Source organism: Mycobacterium szulgai, assembly GCF_002116635.1.
GTDB lineage: Bacteria > Actinomycetota > Actinomycetes > Mycobacteriales > Mycobacteriaceae > Mycobacterium > Mycobacterium szulgai.
Map to the genome: position 1 here is coordinate 250,023 of NZ_LQPW01000019.1, position 17,526 is coordinate 267,548.

The window sequence follows — 17,526 nt, forward strand, 5'->3', positions numbered from 1 at the left end:
CACTCTTTAGGTAATCAGCAGCGCTGCGAGGAGGGCCCGCATTGGGTATCGCACTGACCGACGACCATCGCGAACTCGCCGAGGTGGCCCGCGCGTTTTTGACCGCACAGAAGGCGCGCTGGGCGGCGCGCTCGCTGCTCGACGCGGCGGATGAGGCCCGTCCGCCCTTCTGGCACGACTTGGTCGAGCTCGGCTGGCTCGGTCTGCACATCGAGGAGGAGCACGGCGGCTCTGGCTACGGGCTGCCCGAACTCGTGGTGGTCATCGAAGAGCTCGGCCGCGCGGTGGCCCCGGGTCCGTTCGTGCCGACCGTGATCGCCTCGGCGGTGATCGCCAAAGACGGTACGGCCGAACAGAAAGCGCGGCTGCTTCCCGGCCTGATCGACGGTACCGTCACCGCCGGTATCGGCCTGGGCGGCGATATCCAGGTGTCCGACGGCCCGAACGGGATCGCCAACGGCGAGGCCGGGGTCGTGCTCGGTGCCGGTCTGGCCGAGCTGTTGCTGGTAGCCGCCGGCGACGACGTGCTGGTGCTGGAACCCGGCCGCGACGGCGTATCGGTCGACGTGCCGGACAACTTCGACCCGACCCGGCGTTGCGGACGCGTTCGGCTGCATAACGTGAGCGTGGCCGCCGGCGATGTCCTGCCGGGCGCCCGCGAGTCGGCGCTGGCCCGCGCGCGCACCCTGCTTGCCGCCGAGGCGGTCGGCGGCGCGGCGGACTGCGTCGATGCGGCCGTCGGCTACGCCAAGGTGCGTCAGCAATTCGGCCGCACCATCGCCACTTTCCAAGCGGTGAAACATCATTGCGCGAACATGCTGGTGGCCAGCGAGTCGGGGATCGCCGCGGTGTGGGACGCCGCGCGTGCCGAATCCGAAGACGAAGACCAGTTCCGCCTGATCTCGGCGGTGGCCGCGGCGCTGGCATTGCCCGCCTACGCGCGCAATGCCGAACTCAACATTCAGGTGCACGGGGGCATCGGCTTCACCTGGGAGCACGACGCGCATCTGCATCTGCGGCGGGCGCTGGTGATCGCCGGACTGTTCGGTGGCGACGCCCCGGCCGGCGACGTCTTCGACCGCACCGCGGCCGGTGCCATCCGGGCCAACAGTCTGGACCTGCCGCCCGAGGCCGAGGAACTGCGTACCCAGATCCGTGCTGACGCGGCCGAAATCGCCGCCTTGGACAAGGAGTCGCAACTCGACAAGCTGATCGAGACGGGTTACGTCATGCCGCACTGGCCCAAGCCGTGGGGCCTGGCGGCCGACGCGGTCAAGCAGCTGGTGATCGAGGAAGAATTTCGCGCAGCGGGTATCAAGCGTCCCGATTACTCGATCACCGGATGGGTGATCCTCACCCTGATCCAGCACGGAACCGATTGGCAGATCGAAAGATTCGTCGAAAAAGCGCTGCGCCAGGACGAGATCTGGTGCCAGCTGTTCTCCGAACCCGAAGCCGGTTCAGACGCGGCCTCGGTCAAGACGAAAGCCACCCGGGTAGAGGGTGGCTGGAAGATCAACGGGCAGAAGGTGTGGACCAGCGGAGCGCAGTATTGCGCGCGTGGCCTGGCCACCGTGCGCACCGACCCCGATGCCCCCAAACACGCCGGCATCACCACGGTGATCATCGACATGAAGGCACCCGAGGTCGAGGTGCGGCCGTTGCGCCAGATCACCGGCGGCTCGGAATTCAACGAGGTGTTCTTCAACGACCTGTTCGTTCCCGACGAGGACGTCGTCGGCGCGCCCAACTCCGGATGGACGGTGGCGCGCGCAACGCTTGGCAATGAGCGGGTCAGCATCGGGGGCAGTGGGGGATATTACGAAGGGCTGGGCGCCAAATTGGTGAAGGGGGTGCAACAGCGGCCAGATGGGTTGGCGGGCGGGCGAATCCGGGTGGGATCGTTCCTCGCCGACGACCACGCACTGCGGCTGCTGAACCTGCGCCGCGCCGCCCGCAGCGTCGAAGGCGCAGGACCGGGCCCGGAAGGCAATGTCACCAAACTTAAGCTCGCCGAGCACATGATCGAGGGCGCGGCGATCTCGGCGGCGCTGTTGGGCCCCGACATCGCCCTGATGGACGGACCGGGTGCGCTGGCCGGCCGCATGGTGATGGGTGCCCGGGGCATGGCGATCGCCGGCGGCACCTCGGAGGTGACCCGCAACCAGATCGCCGAGCGGATTCTCGGCATGCCCCGCGACCCACTGATCAACTGACTCCCGTTGTCCCGCGAGCGTGCGTGTCTGCCCAGCGACACGCCGCGCGCAGTGGCGTTCTGCGCACGCTCGTGCAGTGGGACGCCAGCTAGGCCGGGGCGAACAACGGAGCGCCGCCGGCACCCTTCTCGGTCCGGATAGCGACCGGCATTCCGCAGACCACCGACTCTGGTTCGCAGCCAACGATATTGGCGGCCACCCGCAGCCCGCTCTGCTCGCTGAGCTCGACCAGCGCGATGACATATGGCGTGGGCACGTCGGGGTTGTACGGGTGATAGTTGACCGTGTAGGTGAATACCGTGCCATGTCCGGAAACGGGGCGTGCCACCAGCGTCGCCCCACAATCACGGCATTCGCCGGTAGCGGGATGCACCCACCGCGCGCACGCGGCGCAGTGCTCGATCAGCAGCTCGGCGGACACCAGCAATACAGTACACTCTATTAGTTCGGTGTACGCCTATGGACGGTGCAGATGAGCTACTTCGAGAAAAACGCGATCGTGTCCGGCATCGGTATTTCACGAATCGGCCGTCGCACCGGCATCGCGGGGCTGGAGCTGACCATGCAGGCGGTGCGGGCCGCGATCATCGACGCCGGCCTGCGGCCTGCTGACATCGACGGCATAGCGACCCTGGGTGACACCCCGCCCGCCGAGGTAACCGCAGTACTACAGATCGACGCCGCCGATTGCGGATCCGGATTCGGCACCGGTGGCCTGCTGAGCCCGGTGATGTCGGCGTGCCGTGCCGTGGCCGAACGGCGCGCCCGGCACGTGGTGGTCTACCGGACCATACAGATGCTTGGTGGCACGGTGCCGGTCAAACAGGACGAGAACGCGCCGGCCTCGTCGCTTGCGCGCATGTTCGAAACGCCGGAGGGTGAACCGCGTCCCGCTGTCGGGGCAATGGATGACATCACCGACCTTGTTGCCGCACAGGCCTATTCCGCCGCTAATTGGCTGGCGCTGAACTGCCGTCGGCACATGGAGCTGTACGGCACCACTAAGGAGCAGCTGGGCTGGATCGCTCTGAACGGACGGCGTAACGCGGCGCTGAATCCCCTTGCGGTGTACCGCGACCCGATGACGATGGCCGACTATCTGGGTGCCCGTCCGGTGTCGACGCCGTTCGGATTGCTGGATTGCGATGTGCCCATTGACGGTTCCGTCGCGGTGGTGGTGTCGCACGCGCAGTACGCGACCGACTGCCCACACCGCGCGGTACGAGTCGAAGCGATCGGCGGGTCCGACGGTGCCGGCGGCTGGTTCCACCGCAAGGACTATCCCAAGATGGCGATGTCGGATGCCGCGGCGCAGATGTGGTCGCGCACCGAATACACCCCCGCCGACCTCGACATCGCGCAGTTGTACGACGGCTTCACATTTCTCACCATCGCCTGGCTGGAAGCCCTCGGCATATGTGGCGATGGCGGGGCCGGCCCCTTCGTCGAGGGCGGTGCGCGAATAGCCCGCGACGGTGAGCTACCCCTGAACACCTATGGCGGCCAGCTCTCGGCCGGGCGGATGCACGGGTATTGGGCGTTGCACGAAGGCTGCCTGCAGTTGCGCGGCGAGGCGGGGGAGCGGCAGGTGATCCAGCGTCCGGAGGTCGGTGTGGTGTCCGTCGGCGGTGGCCCGGTCGCAGGCTGCCTGCTGCTCACGTGCTGACACGTCGATGAGCACCGACAAACGCGCGGCAACAATCGCCCGCCTCATCGAGGCGGACATCGTGCGCCGCGGCTGGCCTATCGGAACCTCGTTGGGCTCTGAATCCGCTCTGCAACAACGCTATTCGGTCAGCCGATCGGTGCTGCGCGAGGCCATTCGTCTCGTCGAGCACCATCAGGTCGCGCGGATGCGCCGGGGACCCAACGGCGGATTGTTCGTCTGCGAGCCCGATGCCGGTCCGGCGACCCGCGCGGTCGTCATCTATCTGGAATACCTGGGCACCTCCCTCGACGACCTGCTCAACGCGCGCTTGGTGCTCGAGCCGTTGGCGGCTTCGCTTGCCGCAGAACACATCGACGAATCCGGCATCGACCGGCTGCGCGCGGTGTTGCACGCCGAACGGCAGTGGAAACCGGGTCTACCGGCCCTGCGCGACGAGTTTCACCTCACGCTCGCCGAGCAATCAAATAACCCGGTGCTGGCGCTGTTCATCGAAGTCTTGATGAGGCTCACCAGGCGATACGTCCGCAAGTCGCGAACCGCCTCGGCAGACGAGGCCATCGAGGCCGTCGACCATATGCGCGACGACCACGCCGAGATCGTCGCCGCCGTCACCGCCGGCGACATGGCGCGCGCCAAGACCCTCACCGAGCGACATGTGGAAGCAGTTACCGTGTGGCTGCAGCGCCACCAGCACGGCAACCAAGCGGGGCGGGCACCGCGCTGGATGCGGCGGCCCGACGTCGAGGCCCCGCGCGGCAAACTCGCCGAGGCGCTGGCGGCCACCATCGGCGACGATATCGCCGCCGACGGCTGGCAGGTGGGCTCGGTCTTCGGAACTGAAACCGCACTGCTGCAGCGCTATGGTGTGAGCCGCTCGGTGCTGCGGGAAGCGGTGCGGCTACTCGAATATCACGCGGTGGCCGATATGCGTCGAGGGCCCGGCGGGGGGTTGATCGTCGCGACGCCGAAGGCTCAGGCCAGCATCGACACCATTGCCCTGTATCTGCAGTACCGCAAGCCGAGCCGAGAAGACCTGCGTTGTGTCCGCGATGCCATCGAGATCGACAACGTCGCGAAAGTCGTCAAACGCCGCACCGCCCCTGAGGTCACGGCCTTTCTGCATTCCAAGGGGCCCGCATTCGACACCGCTACAGACGACGTCCGCACCGCCGCGGCCGAGGAATTTCGCTTTCATGTCGGGCTGGCGGAATTGGCCGGCAATGCACTGCTCGACCTTTTCTTGCGGATAATTGTCGAGCTGTTTCGGCGGCACTGGTCCAGTACCGGGCAAGCATTGCCGGCCTGGTCGGACGTCGTCGCCGTGGAGCACGCTCACCTGCGGATTCTCGAGGCGATCGGCCGCGGCGACGACAGCTTGGCCCGCTACCGCATCCGCCGTCATCTTGACGCCGCCGCATCCTGGTGGTTGTGAAATTGTGATCCGCCCGAATTGCGCCGGCGCGCATAGCTAACGCGCGTCCGGGGTATGTAGAAGCACAAGTGCTTGGTCGATCCAGCAGAGGGTCGCCACATTGACGTAGCGGGGGCGTTGGATGACCACGATCACCGAGACGAAGCAACGGAGCTTCGTCCACTCGGCGCTGTTCTATCACTCCCAACGGGAGTATCTGGATTTCGTCGTGCGGTTCGTTGCCGACGGCTTTGCCGTGGACGAGCCGGTCCTGGTTGCCGTGCCCGGCGAGCGGCTGGCGCTGCTTCGTCCGGAGCTGAACGCCGCGCGCGCCGGATCCACGGCCGAGCTGCGGGTTGTCGACATCTGCGAAGCAGCCCGCAATCCGAGCCGGTTTTTGGCAATGGAGAGCGCTTTTGCCACCGAATACGGTGAACAGCGAGTACGGATCGTCAGCCAGCTGGTCTGGCCCGGGCGTAACGCCGACGAGTGCCTGGCCTGCGCGCAGCACGAGGCGTTGATCAACGGAGCGTTCGAAAATCAGAACGTGATGGGTTTGTGCCTCTATGACGCCGAGCGGTTAGAGGAAGAGGTACTGGCCGAGGCTCGCAGGACACACCCTTTGCTGTGGAAGTGCGGGGCGGCGTATCACAGCGCCGAGTACGCGCCGCAGGATGCGCTGGCGCGCTGCAACCAGCCGCTGCCACCGAATCCGGGAGCCGTCACATACACCGTGCGCACGAGCACAGACCTGCGGCCCGCCCGCTCCTTCGCCGTCGACTACGCCGGCTGGGTCGGGCTGTCCCCGGACGGCATCGACGATTTACAGATGATTGCCACCGAGTTGGCCACCAACAGCCTGCAGTACACCGGCGGGGCGTGCCAATTGGCCTTTTGGCGGCACGACGATCACCTGGTCTGCGAGGCCCGCGACCAGGGACGGCTCGACAACCTACTGGTGGGACGGCAAGACCCGGGCCCCGGTGGCTCTGCCAGTCGCGGCCTGTTCCTGGTCAACGCCATGGCCGACCTGGTGCGCACCCACACCACGACAAACGGCACGACGATCCAGGCCTACCTTCGGCTTAGCCCGTCGCGCTAGGCGCGGTAGGAGCCGCGTCGGTTGGTGGTTAGCTCGGCACTTCCGGTTGTGCCGGGACGGCTGGCACCCGTTCGTTCACAGGTGGGGAGTCGAGTGTGCCCTTGCAGCCGGCGGCCGCCAGCCCGTACACGGCGAACAGCAAAGCCGCGATCAGAGTGAAGAACTTGCTCCTCGCCCTCATATTTGGTGCCTTTCTCGCGTTGCCGAACTTTATCGAGCCGCCGGGGACCGGCCGAAAATTCGGCCACCCGATGCGCTTGGCGCGCAGTGGTCCCCGGCGGACTCACCCCCGACATTTGTGGGCTGAGCGCCGGCGTGCGCTCAACTGCTGCTGGTACCGACCCCGCCGTTGACGGTGGACGACGCGCCGCCCTCGGCCGCGCAGCCTGCCGAGAGCAATGCGAAGGCCGCAGCCAGCACCGCTACGACCGTCCGAAGCACCTGCATTTTTTTGCTGGTTTTCCTCGCCCCCATTGATCGCGCCTTTCTCGCTTGACCACACCAATAACCGGCGATTACCGCCGTCTTCGGATGTTATCGCCGTCACACCTTGCGGCGAGCCGTTTTCGCACGAAAAGGGCACTTCATCAGCCATCGCAGTGGCGAGCGCGGTCCCGCCGGCGAAATGCCGAAAAGGCACTTGCGTGACAGAAGCGGGGGGTCTAGTGTCACCGCTCGTGCGTCTTGTCAAGCGTGCCGTAGTAGCCAGCACCCGCAGCGGGGTCTGATCCAGACCGACCCCCCGCTGTGGGTCGGAAGCTACTACCGTCGGTCGCCCTGCTGACCAGAGAAGACCGACGCAAATGACATCTCCATTTCAGGGTCCATTTCGGGGCCCGTTTCAGACTCCGTCTGAAGATCCCTGCCCGACTGGAGTCGCCGCCGCGTGGTTCGGCGGCCACTTCGGCTGCCCCCTGCCGCGTGGGCTACGCGAACAAGCCGGCGGGATGTCGTGGGAGAACTTCGCCGCGACCTATGCCCCAAACAGCGGTCCGCTTCGGCTGGGGCACTGGGCCTGCACCGATACCGCGCGGCCAGCCGGGCGGCTGGGCCCGCAGCTTCGCAACTTCCGGGCGATGATCGCCGACGGCGATCGGATCAGCACCTCGACCGCCGCCGCCAGCGGACCGGTCGCAGCGCTCACCGCGATGCTGCATGAGCGCGGGATCGCGGTGGAAACACTGCGGTTTCACCAGATGCGATCGGCCGAATACACCGCCACCTTCGTCTGCGGCACCAACGGCGTCCGCTCGGAATGGGCAATGGGCTGGGCCGATGACCCTACTCAATCCGCCCTGCGTGCGGTGATCACGTGCGCCAACCGGCTGATCGCTTGAGTTCTCGCGACGAAATTAAAGCGGCCGCAGAACGATCGGCATGCCGTCCATCGGCACCGGCATGCCGCCGTAGTCCCAGCGCGGGCGGTAATCGGGCGCGGGCAGTTCCAGGCGGTAGCGGCGCAGCAGCCGGTGCATGATCGTCTTGACTTCCAGCTGTCCGAATACCATGCCGATGCATTTGTGCGCCCCGCCGCCGAACGGGGTGAACGCATAGCGGTGGCGTTTGTGTTCGTTGCGGGGCTCGGTGAATCGCTCTGGGTCGAATGCCATTGGGTCGGTCCAGAATTCGGGCAAGCGATGGTTGAGCCCGGGGTAGGCGATCACGTTGGTGCCCTTGGGTATGTAGTAGCCCAATAGGTCGGTGTCGCGCACGGTTTGGCGCATGGCCCACTGCACCGGGGTGACCAGACGGATCGATTCGTTGAGCACCAGGTCGAGGGACTCGAGCTTTTCCAGCGATTCGATGTCCAAAGGTCCGTCGCCTAGGCGGGCCGATTCGTCGCGGCAGCGCTCTTGCCACTCGGGGTGGGCGGCCAGCTGGTAGGCCATGGTCGTGGCCGTCGAGGTGGAGGTGTCGTGGGCGGCCATCATCACGAAGATCATGTGGTTGACGATGTCCTCGTCGGAAAAGCTGTTGCCGTCCTCGTCCTCGGTGTGGCACAGCACCGTCAGCAGGTCGTTGCCCTCTTTGCCGCGGCGTTCTTTGACGCGTTCCTGGAAGTAATTCTCCAGCAGGTGGCGAGCTTTGAGCCCGCGCCACCAGGTGAACGGGGGCACGCTGGTGCGGATGATGGCGTTGCCGGCGCGCGTCGTGGTGGTGAAGGCCTTGTTGACTTTGGTGACCAATTCATGGTCGGTGCCGGGTTGGTGGCCCATGAACACCATTGAGGCGATGTCGAGGGTGAGCTCTTTCATCGCCGGGTAGAGCAGGAAGCGGGCGTCGTTGGTTACCCAGTCGTTGGCGGTCACCTGCGAGGCGACCTGGTCGATGTGCTCGACGTAGCCGGCCAGCCGCGTCCGGACGAAGGCCTCCTGCATGATGCGCCGGTGAAACATGTGTTCTTCGAAATCCAGCAGCATCAGTCCGCGGTGGAAGAAGGGGCCGATCACCGGCACCCAGCCCTGTTGTGAGTAGTCCTTGTTGCGGTTGGAGTAGAGGGCTTGCGCGGCGTCTGGGCCCAGTGCCACGACGGACGGCAGAATCGGTGAGTCCGCGAACAGGATCGGTCCCTTGGTTTCGTACAGAAACTGCAGATAGTCCGGGCCGCCGCGCAGCATTTCGATGAGGTGACCCAGGATCGGCAGCCCGGCGTCGCCGAGAACCGGCTTCAAGTCGCTGCCCTCCGGCGGGTCGGCCAGCGTCGTCTCCGGGAACTGGGTGTGGCGCAGCGTGTGTTCGACAAAGCCCATGCCTGGGAAGTTGTTGAACGATGGCGTGAGCCGGCGCTTGGCTTGGTCAAGTAGGTACGCCGGGGTGCTGATCGTCGCCATTGACGCTCCTTTGGCAATTATGGCAGCCGTCACACCCAGTTTTGAGATGTTTTTGACGCCTGTCAAGTTTGCTTTTGTCCTGCTGTGGTGCAAGGTCTTTAGGGTGAGTACCCCGCATGATATGCGTGAAGCCACCGCGCCCGACCAGTTAGCGCCGGCAACTACACGGCGCGGTGACAAGCAGCGCCAGGCGATCCTGCGCGCAGTGCGTGAACTGCTGCAGGAGAAGCCGTTCTCGGAGCTGTCGGTCAGCACGATCAGCCTTCGGGCCGGAGTTGCGCGATCGGGCTTCTACTTCTATTTCGATTCCAAGTACTCAGTACTCGCCCAGATCCTGGCCGAGGCCGCTGAGGAACTCGAAGAGCTCACCCAGTACTTCGCGCCTCGCCAGCCGGGTGAGTCGCCCGAGGAGTTCGCCAAGCGCATGGTGGGCAGTGCGGCCGCGGTGTATGCGAACAATGACCCGGTGATGACGGCCTGCAATGTCGCCCGCCACAGCGACGTGGAGATACGCGATTTACTCGATCAGCAGTTCGAGATTGTGCTGCGCGAAATCGTCGGCGTCGTCGAGGCCGAGATGAAGGCCGGAACGGCGCACCCGATCAGCACGGATCTGCCGACGCTGATCCGCACCCTGGCGGCGACCACCGCGCTGATGCTTACCGGTGACCCGCTTTTCGCCGGCCGCGACGATGACGTGCAGCGCCGGGTGCGGGTGCTCGAACAGATGTGGCTCACCGCGTTATGGGGCGGCAAGGCGCACTAACGCAGGGCGGTGGTACGCGTGACGCCCAAATCGGCACGTTGAGGCCGCCGGTATCGTCACGAGCATGGCGCAGACCACATCCGGACGGTACTTCGCGGGCAAACGTTGCTTCATCACCGGTGCGGCCAGTGGCATCGGGCGGGCCACCGCGTTGCGGCTCGCCGCACAAGGTGCCGAACTCTACTTGACCGATCGTGACTTCGATGGATTGGGGCAAACCGTTTCCGACGCCCGCGCTCTAGGTGCGCAGGTACCGGCGCATCGGGTGCTGGATATCTCCGACTACGACGAGGTGGCCAGATTCGCCGCCGACATCCACGCCGCCCATCCGAGCATGGATGTGGTGCTCAACATCGCCGGTGTCTCGGCCTGGGGGACCGTCGACCGGCTCACTCACGATCAGTGGAGCAGGATGGTCGCGATCAACCTAATGGGACCGATCCACGTCATCGAGACGTTCGTCCCGCCGATGGTGGCAGCGGGCCGGGGCGGGCACGTGGTCAACGTGTCATCGGCGGCCGGGTTGGTTGCGCTGCCGTGGCATGCCGCCTACAGCGCCAGCAAGTACGGATTGCGGGGACTCTCGGAGGTGCTGCGCTTCGATTTGGCCCGTCACCGAATCGGGGTGTCGGTTGTGGTGCCGGGTGCGGTCAAGACCCCACTGGTCAATACCGTCGAGATCGCCGGCGTCGACCGCGAGGATCCCCGGGTTCGGCGGTGGGTCGACCGTTTCGCTGGTCATGCCGTGTCGCCGGAGAAGGCCGCCGAGAAAATCCTGGCCGGGGTCGCCAAGAACAGATACCTCATCTACACCTCGGCCGACATCCGGGCGCTGTATGCCTTCAAGCGGCTCGCGTGGTGGCCCTACAGCGTCGCGATGCGCCAAGCCAACGTGTTCTTCACCCGCGCACTTCGGCCCCATCCGGTGCCGCGCTGAGGCTGGGCATTTCCAGTTCCAGGCGCACCCCGAGCAGCCGGATCGGGCGGTCCAGGTCGAACAGATCCAGGATGCGCAGCGCGGCGCTGGTGATCATCTGGGCATCGGTGGTTGGCGTATCCAGCTTGCGGATCTTGGTGCGGGTGTAGAACGTCGCGGTGCGTACGGTCACCGCGACGCGGGTGACGATTCGCTCCGAGGCCAGTACATCGGCCAACGCGCGCTGCGCCAATTCGGTTACCGCCGAATCCATTTCGGCTCGGTCGATGAGATCGTGCGCAAAGGTGACGACGTGGCTGCGAGAGCGCGGAACCCATGGGTCGGCGCTGACCTGGCTGTCGCCGCCGCCCTTGGCGAGCAGCAGCAGCCACAGCCCGGTGCGCACGCCGAAGGTGGATGTCAACAGCTCCCCATCGGCGTGCGCAAGCTGACCGACGGTGGTTATCTCAAGTGCGGCAAGCTTTTTCGCGGTCTTTGGGCCGACGCTCCACAGTGCGTCCACCGGCCGATCGGCCATCAGCGTCATCCAATTGTCGTCGGTGAGGGTGAATATTCCGGCGGGCTTGGCAAAGCCGGTGGCCACTTTGGCGCGCTGCTTGTTGTCGCTGATGCCGACCGAGCAGGATAGGCCCGTTTCCGACGACACCACGGTGCGGATCTGTTCGGCGAGCTCGCGTGGATCCCCATCTGCCAACCCGACATAGGCCTCGTCCCAGCCCCACACCTCGAGCGGGTATCCCAGGTCGCGCAATAGCCCCATCACCTGTTCGGACGCCGCGTCGTAGGCCGCTGGATCCGACGGCAGAAACGTCGCGTTGGGGCAGCGGCGCGCAGCGGTGCGCAGCGGCATGCCGGCGTGCACCCCGAACTCACGGGCCTCGTAGGAGGCGCACGTGACGACCTTGCGGGGTTCGGTCGGATCTCCATTGCCGCCGACGATGACCGGCCCTCCGGCCAGCTCGGGGCGGCGGCGCAGTTCGACTGATGCCAGGAACTGGTCGAGGTCGATGTGCAGAATCCAGGCGGGCATCGAGGTCTGTCACCGTCCACAGAGCTTGCGCGCCAGGCTCTCCCACGCGTCGCCCAGCGATTCGAGCGTATGGCCGCTGGCGAGCTGATGCTCCACGTAGTCGGCGTCGAGCAGCGCCAGCAGCGCATCGGTCTGAACATCGAGATCGCCGGTGGTCTCAGCCGATTGCAGCAGGACGCGCACATGGGTGCGCTGCACCGCGGCCGGTGGGCCGTGCCGGGTCAGCGGATCGCGGCTGGCTTCGGACAGCAGCTCGTGATGGGCGTGGACGAAGCAGATCCGTTCCCGGCCGAAGGCGACCAGCCGATCCAGTGGCGGTGCGTCGGGGCCCAGTGGCGGCGGACCGAAGAGAAACGCCTGCTGGCTGGCCAGCTCGTCCTCGTCGAGCAGCACCATCATCAGGCCGGCGCGGCTGCCGAAGCGCCGGAACAGGGTGCCCTTGCCGACGCCGGCGGCGGTGGCGATGTCGTCCATGGTGACCGCGTCCGCGCCGCGCTTGGCCACCAGGCTGCGGGCGGCGTCTAACAGCAGGGCCCGATTGCGCGCGGCGTCGCCCCGTTCCGGCGGGGCCTGTTGCGGCGCGGATACGGGCAATTCGACACCGCTCATTCCTGCACTTTAACGCGACTGGAATAAAGCGGACTACAGTCCGGTTGGGTCGTGCGAAGATGTAGACCATTAATCGAAGGGAACCGGACAGTGGCTGGAAGCATCAAGGTGTTGGCGTTAGTGGGTAGCCTGCGCGCCGCGTCGATCAACCGTCAGATCGCCGAGCTGGCGGCGGCCCTGGCGCCCGACGGCGTAACCGTCGCCGTCTTTGACGGGCTGGCCGAGCTGCCGTTTTACAACGAGGACCTCGACGACGCGATGAACAGTACCCTCGACCGCGCGCCCGGCCCGGTGGCCGCGTTGCGTGCCGCGGCAGCCGAGGCCGACGCCGCCCTCGTGGTAACCCCGGAGTACAACGGGAGCATCCCGGCGGTCGTCAAGAATGCCATCGACTGGTTGTCGCGGCCCTTCGGCAACGGCGCGCTGAAAGACAAGCCACTGGCTGTGATCGGTGGATCCCTGGGTCGGTACGGCGGGGTATGGGCGCACGACGAGACGCGCAAGTCGTTCGGCATCGCCGGCGCGCGGGTGGTTGAGGCGATCGAACTGTCGGTTCCGTTCTCGACCCTGGAAGGCAAGGCGCCGGCGGAGCATGCCGAGTTGTCGGCGAATGTGCGCGACGTGGTCGGCAAGCTCGCGGCCGAGGTCAGCTGACAGCGGCTACATAAGCCGCCAGCGGTTCGCTGGCGGCTTTGCTGGCTTTTGGACAATGCGCTGGTTGCGCCGATCTTGTCGGAGGCTGCTGATATACCGGACGGCATGGATACCACGAGTGGCGGTTGTGATCTGCGACACGCCGACGACACGCCCGAGACAGGCTTACGACCTGGGAATTTCAAGAATGTTCTTTCGAACATCTTGTATCTCTTCGTGTTGTCACCCCCCAGGTGTAGTGTTTCGGGAGCCGGCAGGTCCCAGGTTCACCAGCTCCCATCAGGTTCGCGGGGGTCGATGAACTTCCCGGAATCGGCATCGCCAGGTCGATCGACATGGCCGCCGCGGAACGGGAATCTTGGGGCTTGACGGAGCGCTGAAGTTAGTGCAGATCTTCCGATTGAGTAGTTGCCAGTCTGTCAAGTCCCCCACTTCCGCAAAGGAGCGGCAATGAGCATCACTGTGTACTCCAAGCCCGCATGCGTGCAGTGCACCGCCACCTACAAGGCCCTGGACAAGCAGGGCATCAATTACCAGAAGGTTGACATCAGCCTCGACACTGAGGCGCGGGACTACGTGATGGCATTGGGTTATCTGCAGGCTCCGGTCGTGGTGGCCGACAACGACCACTGGTCGGGCTTCCGTCCTGACCGGATCAAGGCGCTCGCCGGGGCCGCGCTCACCGCGTAGCCCGGCTCAGGATTGGCAGAGAGATAGACAGGGAGGTTGCGGTGCCATGGAGAGCGCAGAGCGCAACCTGGTTTATTTCTCCTCGGTTTCGGAGAACACCCACCGCTTCGTGCAGAAGCTGGGGGTTCCCGCCACGCGGATACCGCTGCACGGGCGGATAGAGGTCGACGAACCGTACGTGCTGGTGCTACCCACATACGGCGGCGGCAAGGCCACTCCTGACATCAACAATGGCGGCTATGTCCCCAAGCAGGTCATCGCCTTCCTGAACAACGAGCACAACCGGTCGTTGATCCGCGGCGTGATCGCCGCGGGCAACAACAACTTCGGTGCCGAGTTCGCCTACGCGGGCAACGTGATTTCCCGCAAATGTGGCGTTCCCTATCTTTACCGTTTCGAACTTATGGGCACTCCGGACGACGTGGACGCCGTTCGCGCAGGTCTCGCTGAATTCTGGAAGGAACAGACGTGCCACCAACCGTCACTGCAGAGCCTGTAGCCGTCGCCACGCACGCGGTGGCCGAGGAGACGGACTACCACGCGCTGAATGCGATGCTGAACCTGTACGACAAGGACGGCAAGATTCAGTTCGACAAGGATGTGCTGGCCGCGCGGCAGTATTTCCTAGAGCACGTCAACCAGAACACGGTCTTCTTCCACAATCAGGACGAGAAGCTCGACTACCTGATCCGGGAAAACTATTACGAGCGTGAGGTTCTCGACCAGTACTCGCGCAACTTCGTCAAGACGCTGCTGGACCGGGCGTACGCCAAGAAGTTCCGGTTTCCGACGTTTCTGGGGGCGTTCAAGTACTACACGTCCTACACGCTGAAGACCTTCGACGGAAAGCGGTACCTGGAGCGCTTCGAGGACCGTGTCGTGATGGTGGCGCTTACCTTGGCGGCCGGCGACACCAGCCTGGCCGAGAAGCTCGTCGACGAGATCATCGACGGCCGTTTTCAGCCGGCCACCCCGACGTTTCTGAACTCGGGTAAGAAGCAGCGCGGCGAGCCGGTGAGCTGCTTTCTGCTGCGCATCGAGGACAACATGGAGTCGATCGGGCGGTCGATCAACTCCGCGCTGCAGCTGTCCAAGCGCGGCGGCGGAGTTGCGTTGCTGCTGAGCAATATTCGTGAGCACGGCGCGCCGATCAAGAACATCGAGAATCAATCCTCGGGCGTCATTCCGATCATGAAGCTGCTAGAGGACTCGTTCTCCTACGCCAACCAGCTCGGTGCGCGGCAGGGTGCCGGCGCGGTGTACCTCAACGCGCACCACCCCGACATCTACCGCTTCCTGGACACCAAGCGGGAGAACGCCGACGAGAAGATCCGGATCAAGACGCTGAGCCTGGGCGTGGTGATCCCCGATATCACCTTTGAGCTGGCCAAGAAGAACGATGACATGTACCTGTTCTCGCCCTATGACGTCGAACGTGTCTATGGCGTGGCGTTCGCCGACATCTCGGTGACCGAGAAGTACTACGAGATGGTGGACGACGCGCGGATCCGCAAGACCAAGATCAAGGCGCGCGAGTTCTTCCAGACGCTGGCCGAGCTGCAGTTCGAGTCCGGCTACCCGTACATCATGTATGAGGACACGGTGAACCGCGCCAACCCGATCGAGGGCAAGATCACGCACAGCAACCTGTGCTCGGAGATCCTGCAGGTGTCCACGCCGTCGCTGTTCAACGAGGACTTGTCGTATGCCAAAGTGGGCAAAGACATCTCGTGCAACCTGGGTTCACTGAACATCGCGAAGACGATGGACTCGCCGGACTTCGCCCAGACGATCGAGGTGGCCATCCGCGCGCTCACCGCGGTGAGCGACCAAACGCACATCACCTCGGTGCCCTCAATTGAGCAGGGCAACAACGACTCCCACGCGATCGGGCTGGGCCAGATGAACTTGCATGGCTACCTGGCGCGCGAAGGCATCTTCTACGGTTCCGAAGAAGGCATCGACTTCACCAACATCTACTTCTATGCGGTGCTGTATCACGCGCTGCGCGCCTCGAACCGCATTGCTATCGAGCGCGGCACACATTTCAAGGGGTTCGAGCGGTCGAAGTACGCGTCGGGAGAGTTCTTCGACAAATACATTGAGCAGATCTGGGAGCCCAAGACCGACAAGGTACGCCAGCTGTTCGCCGACGCCGATATCCGCATTCCGACGCAGGACGACTGGAAGCGGCTGAAGGAATCGGTGCAGGCCCACGGCATCTACAACCAGAACCTGCAGGCGGTGCCGCCGACCGGATCGATCTCCTACATCAACCACTCGACGTCGTCGATTCACCCGATCGTGTCGAGGGTCGAGATCCGCAAGGAAGGCAAGATCGGGCGGGTTTACTACCCGGCGCCCTACATGACCAACGACAACCTGGAGTACTACCAGGACGCCTACGAGATCGGTTACGAGAAGATCATCGACACCTACGCCGCGGCCACTCAGCATGTGGACCAAGGGCTTTCGCTGACATTGTTCTTCAAGGACACCGCCACCACCCGCGACGTGAACAAGGCGCAGATCTATGCCTGGCGCAAGGGAATCAAAACGCTGTACTACATCCGGCTGCGTCAGATGGCTTTGGAAGGAACCGAGGTCGAGGGCTGCGTGTCCTGCATGCTGTAGGCGCTGCGGCGGCCCGAGCGTGAATCCGGCGACCGCTTCGCGACGTGTTGCGTCGTGAGATTCTCAGTCGATGAGCGGTCCGGCGACAAGTCTGCGCAGGTCAGCCCGTGCGACGGAGTAAGGTGCTTGACGTGCGCAGAACGAGCCGGCTCCATCCGAGCCCGAATCCGGGCGTGAAGGTCGACGCGCGCAGCGAACGCTGGCGCGAACACCGTAAGAAGGTGCGCAGCGAAATCGTCGATGCGGCCTTCCGCGCCATCGACCGCCTCGGCCCAGAGCTCAGCGTGCGGGAGATCGCCGAAGAAGCCGGCACGGCCAAGCCCAAGATCTACCGTCATTTCGCCGATAAATCAGATTTGTTCGTGGCGATCGGGGAGCGCCTGCGCGACATGCTGTGGGCCGCGATCTTCCCGTCGATCAACTTGGCCACCGACTCGGCCCGCGAGGTGATCCGGCGCAGCGTCGAGGAGTACGTCATCCTTGTCGACCAACATCCCAACGTGCTGCGGGTCTTCATTCAGGGTCGCTCGGCAAAGCAGTCGGAGGCGACGGTGCGCACGCTGAACGAAGGCCGCGAGATCACCCTGACCTTTGCCGAGTTGTTCAACAACGAAATGCGTGAGATGGACCTCGATCGCGCAGCGCTCGAACTCGCCGCGCACAGTGCCTTCGGGGCAGCGGCGTCGGCCACCGAGTGGTGGTTGGGCCCAGAGCCGGCCAGCCCGCGCCGGATGTCGCGCGAGCAGTTCGTTGCTCACCTGACGACGATCATGATGGGCGTCGTTGTCGGCACCGCCGAGACGCTCGGCATTGCCATGGATCCCCAACGGCCCATTCACGACGCGGTGCCGAGCAATCCTGCGGTGAGCTAGTTCCCGGCACCGTTGACATCATCGCGGTGATCGATGACACTCAGTTATATCCGATACCCTGGGTACTGGGTATTTGCGTTCAATGAGGCGCCCATCGCCGCGCCA

17 protein-coding genes are annotated in these 17,526 nt (G+C 64.8%); 12 read left to right on the top strand and 5 right to left on the bottom strand.

Annotated elements, in window-relative coordinates:
• Nucleotides 1-41: 41 nt before the first annotated feature.
• Nucleotides 42-2,216, top strand: a complete 2,175-nt coding sequence (locus AWC27_RS05755; protein ID WP_085669593.1) for an acyl-CoA dehydrogenase family protein — start codon at nucleotides 42-44, stop codon at nucleotides 2,214-2,216.
• Nucleotides 2,217-2,304: 88 nt separating this feature from the next.
• On the opposite strand, the gene AWC27_RS05760 is transcribed toward AWC27_RS05755, so the two are convergent.
• Entirely contained in the window at nucleotides 2,305-2,637 is a 333-nt protein-coding gene (locus AWC27_RS05760; RefSeq protein WP_085669594.1) for a Zn-ribbon domain-containing OB-fold protein, read from the bottom strand.
• A gap of 51 nt (nucleotides 2,638-2,688) precedes the next feature.
• Between AWC27_RS05760 and AWC27_RS05765 the strand changes: the two genes are divergently transcribed.
• The 3 genes from AWC27_RS05765 (at nucleotide 2,689) to AWC27_RS05775 (ending at nucleotide 6,398) form a co-directional block, all read left to right on the top strand.
• On the top strand, nucleotides 2,689-3,882 hold the full coding sequence (locus AWC27_RS05765; RefSeq protein WP_085669595.1) for a thiolase family protein: 1,194 nt from the start codon (nucleotides 2,689-2,691) through the stop codon (nucleotides 3,880-3,882).
• Nucleotides 3,883-3,889: 7 nt separating this feature from the next.
• The gene (locus AWC27_RS05770; RefSeq protein ID WP_085669596.1) at nucleotides 3,890-5,317 is read left to right on the top strand and encodes a FadR/GntR family transcriptional regulator; all 1,428 of its coding nucleotides are present in this window, start codon (nucleotides 3,890-3,892) and stop codon (nucleotides 5,315-5,317) included.
• Between the two features lie 121 nt (nucleotides 5,318-5,438).
• Nucleotides 5,439-6,398 carry a sensor histidine kinase gene (locus tag AWC27_RS05775; RefSeq protein ID WP_085669597.1) on the top strand — a complete coding sequence of 320 codons (960 nt, stop codon included), beginning with the start codon at nucleotides 5,439-5,441 and terminating at the stop codon, nucleotides 6,396-6,398.
• A 321-nt stretch (nucleotides 6,399-6,719) separates the two neighbouring features.
• On the opposite strand, the gene AWC27_RS32615 is transcribed toward AWC27_RS05775, so the two are convergent.
• A complete protein-coding gene (locus tag AWC27_RS32615; RefSeq protein ID WP_264079079.1) occupies nucleotides 6,720-6,845 on the bottom strand; it encodes a hypothetical protein in 126 nt (41 codons plus the stop codon).
• Nucleotides 6,846-7,201: 356 nt separating this feature from the next.
• Between AWC27_RS32615 and AWC27_RS05780 the strand changes: the two genes are divergently transcribed.
• Complete coding sequence (locus AWC27_RS05780; RefSeq protein WP_085669598.1) at nucleotides 7,202-7,735, top strand: 2-isopropylmalate synthase; 534 nt, start codon at nucleotides 7,202-7,204, stop codon at nucleotides 7,733-7,735.
• Between the two features lie 15 nt (nucleotides 7,736-7,750).
• On the opposite strand, the gene AWC27_RS05785 is transcribed toward AWC27_RS05780, so the two are convergent.
• Entirely contained in the window at nucleotides 7,751-9,229 is a 1,479-nt protein-coding gene (locus tag AWC27_RS05785) for a cytochrome P450 (RefSeq protein ID WP_085669599.1), read from the bottom strand.
• A 121-nt stretch (nucleotides 9,230-9,350) separates the two neighbouring features.
• On the opposite strand from AWC27_RS05785, the gene AWC27_RS05790 reads away from it, so the two are divergent.
• Together AWC27_RS05790 and AWC27_RS05795 are read left to right on the top strand one after the other, a co-directional pair.
• The gene (locus tag AWC27_RS05790; protein WP_085669649.1) at nucleotides 9,351-9,995 is read left to right on the top strand and encodes a TetR/AcrR family transcriptional regulator; all 645 of its coding nucleotides are present in this window, start codon (nucleotides 9,351-9,353) and stop codon (nucleotides 9,993-9,995) included.
• 64 nt (nucleotides 9,996-10,059) lie between these two features.
• A complete protein-coding gene (locus AWC27_RS05795; RefSeq protein WP_085669600.1) occupies nucleotides 10,060-10,932 on the top strand; it encodes an SDR family oxidoreductase in 873 nt (290 codons plus the stop codon).
• On the opposite strand, the gene AWC27_RS05800 is transcribed toward AWC27_RS05795, so the two are convergent.
• Together AWC27_RS05800 and AWC27_RS05805 are read right to left on the bottom strand one after the other, a co-directional pair.
• A complete protein-coding gene (locus tag AWC27_RS05800; RefSeq protein ID WP_085669601.1) occupies nucleotides 10,895-11,962 on the bottom strand; it encodes a DNA polymerase IV in 1,068 nt (355 codons plus the stop codon). The two genes, AWC27_RS05795 and AWC27_RS05800, sit on opposite strands and share 38 nt — an antisense overlap.
• A gap of 9 nt (nucleotides 11,963-11,971) precedes the next feature.
• A complete protein-coding gene (locus AWC27_RS05805) occupies nucleotides 11,972-12,571 on the bottom strand; it encodes a TetR/AcrR family transcriptional regulator (RefSeq protein ID WP_085669602.1) in 600 nt (199 codons plus the stop codon).
• Nucleotides 12,572-12,661: 90 nt separating this feature from the next.
• On the opposite strand from AWC27_RS05805, the gene AWC27_RS05810 reads away from it, so the two are divergent.
• The 5 genes from AWC27_RS05810 to AWC27_RS05830 all read left to right on the top strand — a co-directional run bounded on the left by AWC27_RS05810 (nucleotide 12,662) and on the right by AWC27_RS05830 (nucleotide 17,421).
• Nucleotides 12,662-13,225, top strand: coding sequence for an NAD(P)H-dependent oxidoreductase (locus tag AWC27_RS05810; protein WP_211281563.1), 564 nt, complete (start codon nucleotides 12,662-12,664; stop codon nucleotides 13,223-13,225).
• Between the two features lie 450 nt (nucleotides 13,226-13,675).
• On the top strand, nucleotides 13,676-13,915 hold the full coding sequence (locus tag AWC27_RS05815) for a redoxin NrdH (RefSeq protein ID WP_085669603.1): 240 nt from the start codon (nucleotides 13,676-13,678) through the stop codon (nucleotides 13,913-13,915).
• Nucleotides 13,916-13,961: 46 nt separating this feature from the next.
• Complete coding sequence (gene nrdI / locus AWC27_RS05820) at nucleotides 13,962-14,414, top strand: class Ib ribonucleoside-diphosphate reductase assembly flavoprotein NrdI (RefSeq protein WP_085669604.1); 453 nt, start codon at nucleotides 13,962-13,964, stop codon at nucleotides 14,412-14,414.
• Nucleotides 14,384-16,549 carry a class 1b ribonucleoside-diphosphate reductase subunit alpha gene (gene nrdE / locus AWC27_RS05825; protein ID WP_085669605.1) on the top strand — a complete coding sequence of 722 codons (2,166 nt, stop codon included), beginning with the start codon at nucleotides 14,384-14,386 and terminating at the stop codon, nucleotides 16,547-16,549. The genes nrdI and nrdE overlap by 31 nt, the downstream gene beginning before the upstream one ends.
• A gap of 131 nt (nucleotides 16,550-16,680) precedes the next feature.
• Nucleotides 16,681-17,421 (top strand): TetR/AcrR family transcriptional regulator, encoded by a 741-nt coding sequence (locus AWC27_RS05830; RefSeq protein ID WP_085669606.1) that lies wholly within the window; start codon nucleotides 16,681-16,683, stop codon nucleotides 17,419-17,421.
• The last annotated feature ends 105 nt before the right edge of the window (nucleotides 17,422-17,526 follow it).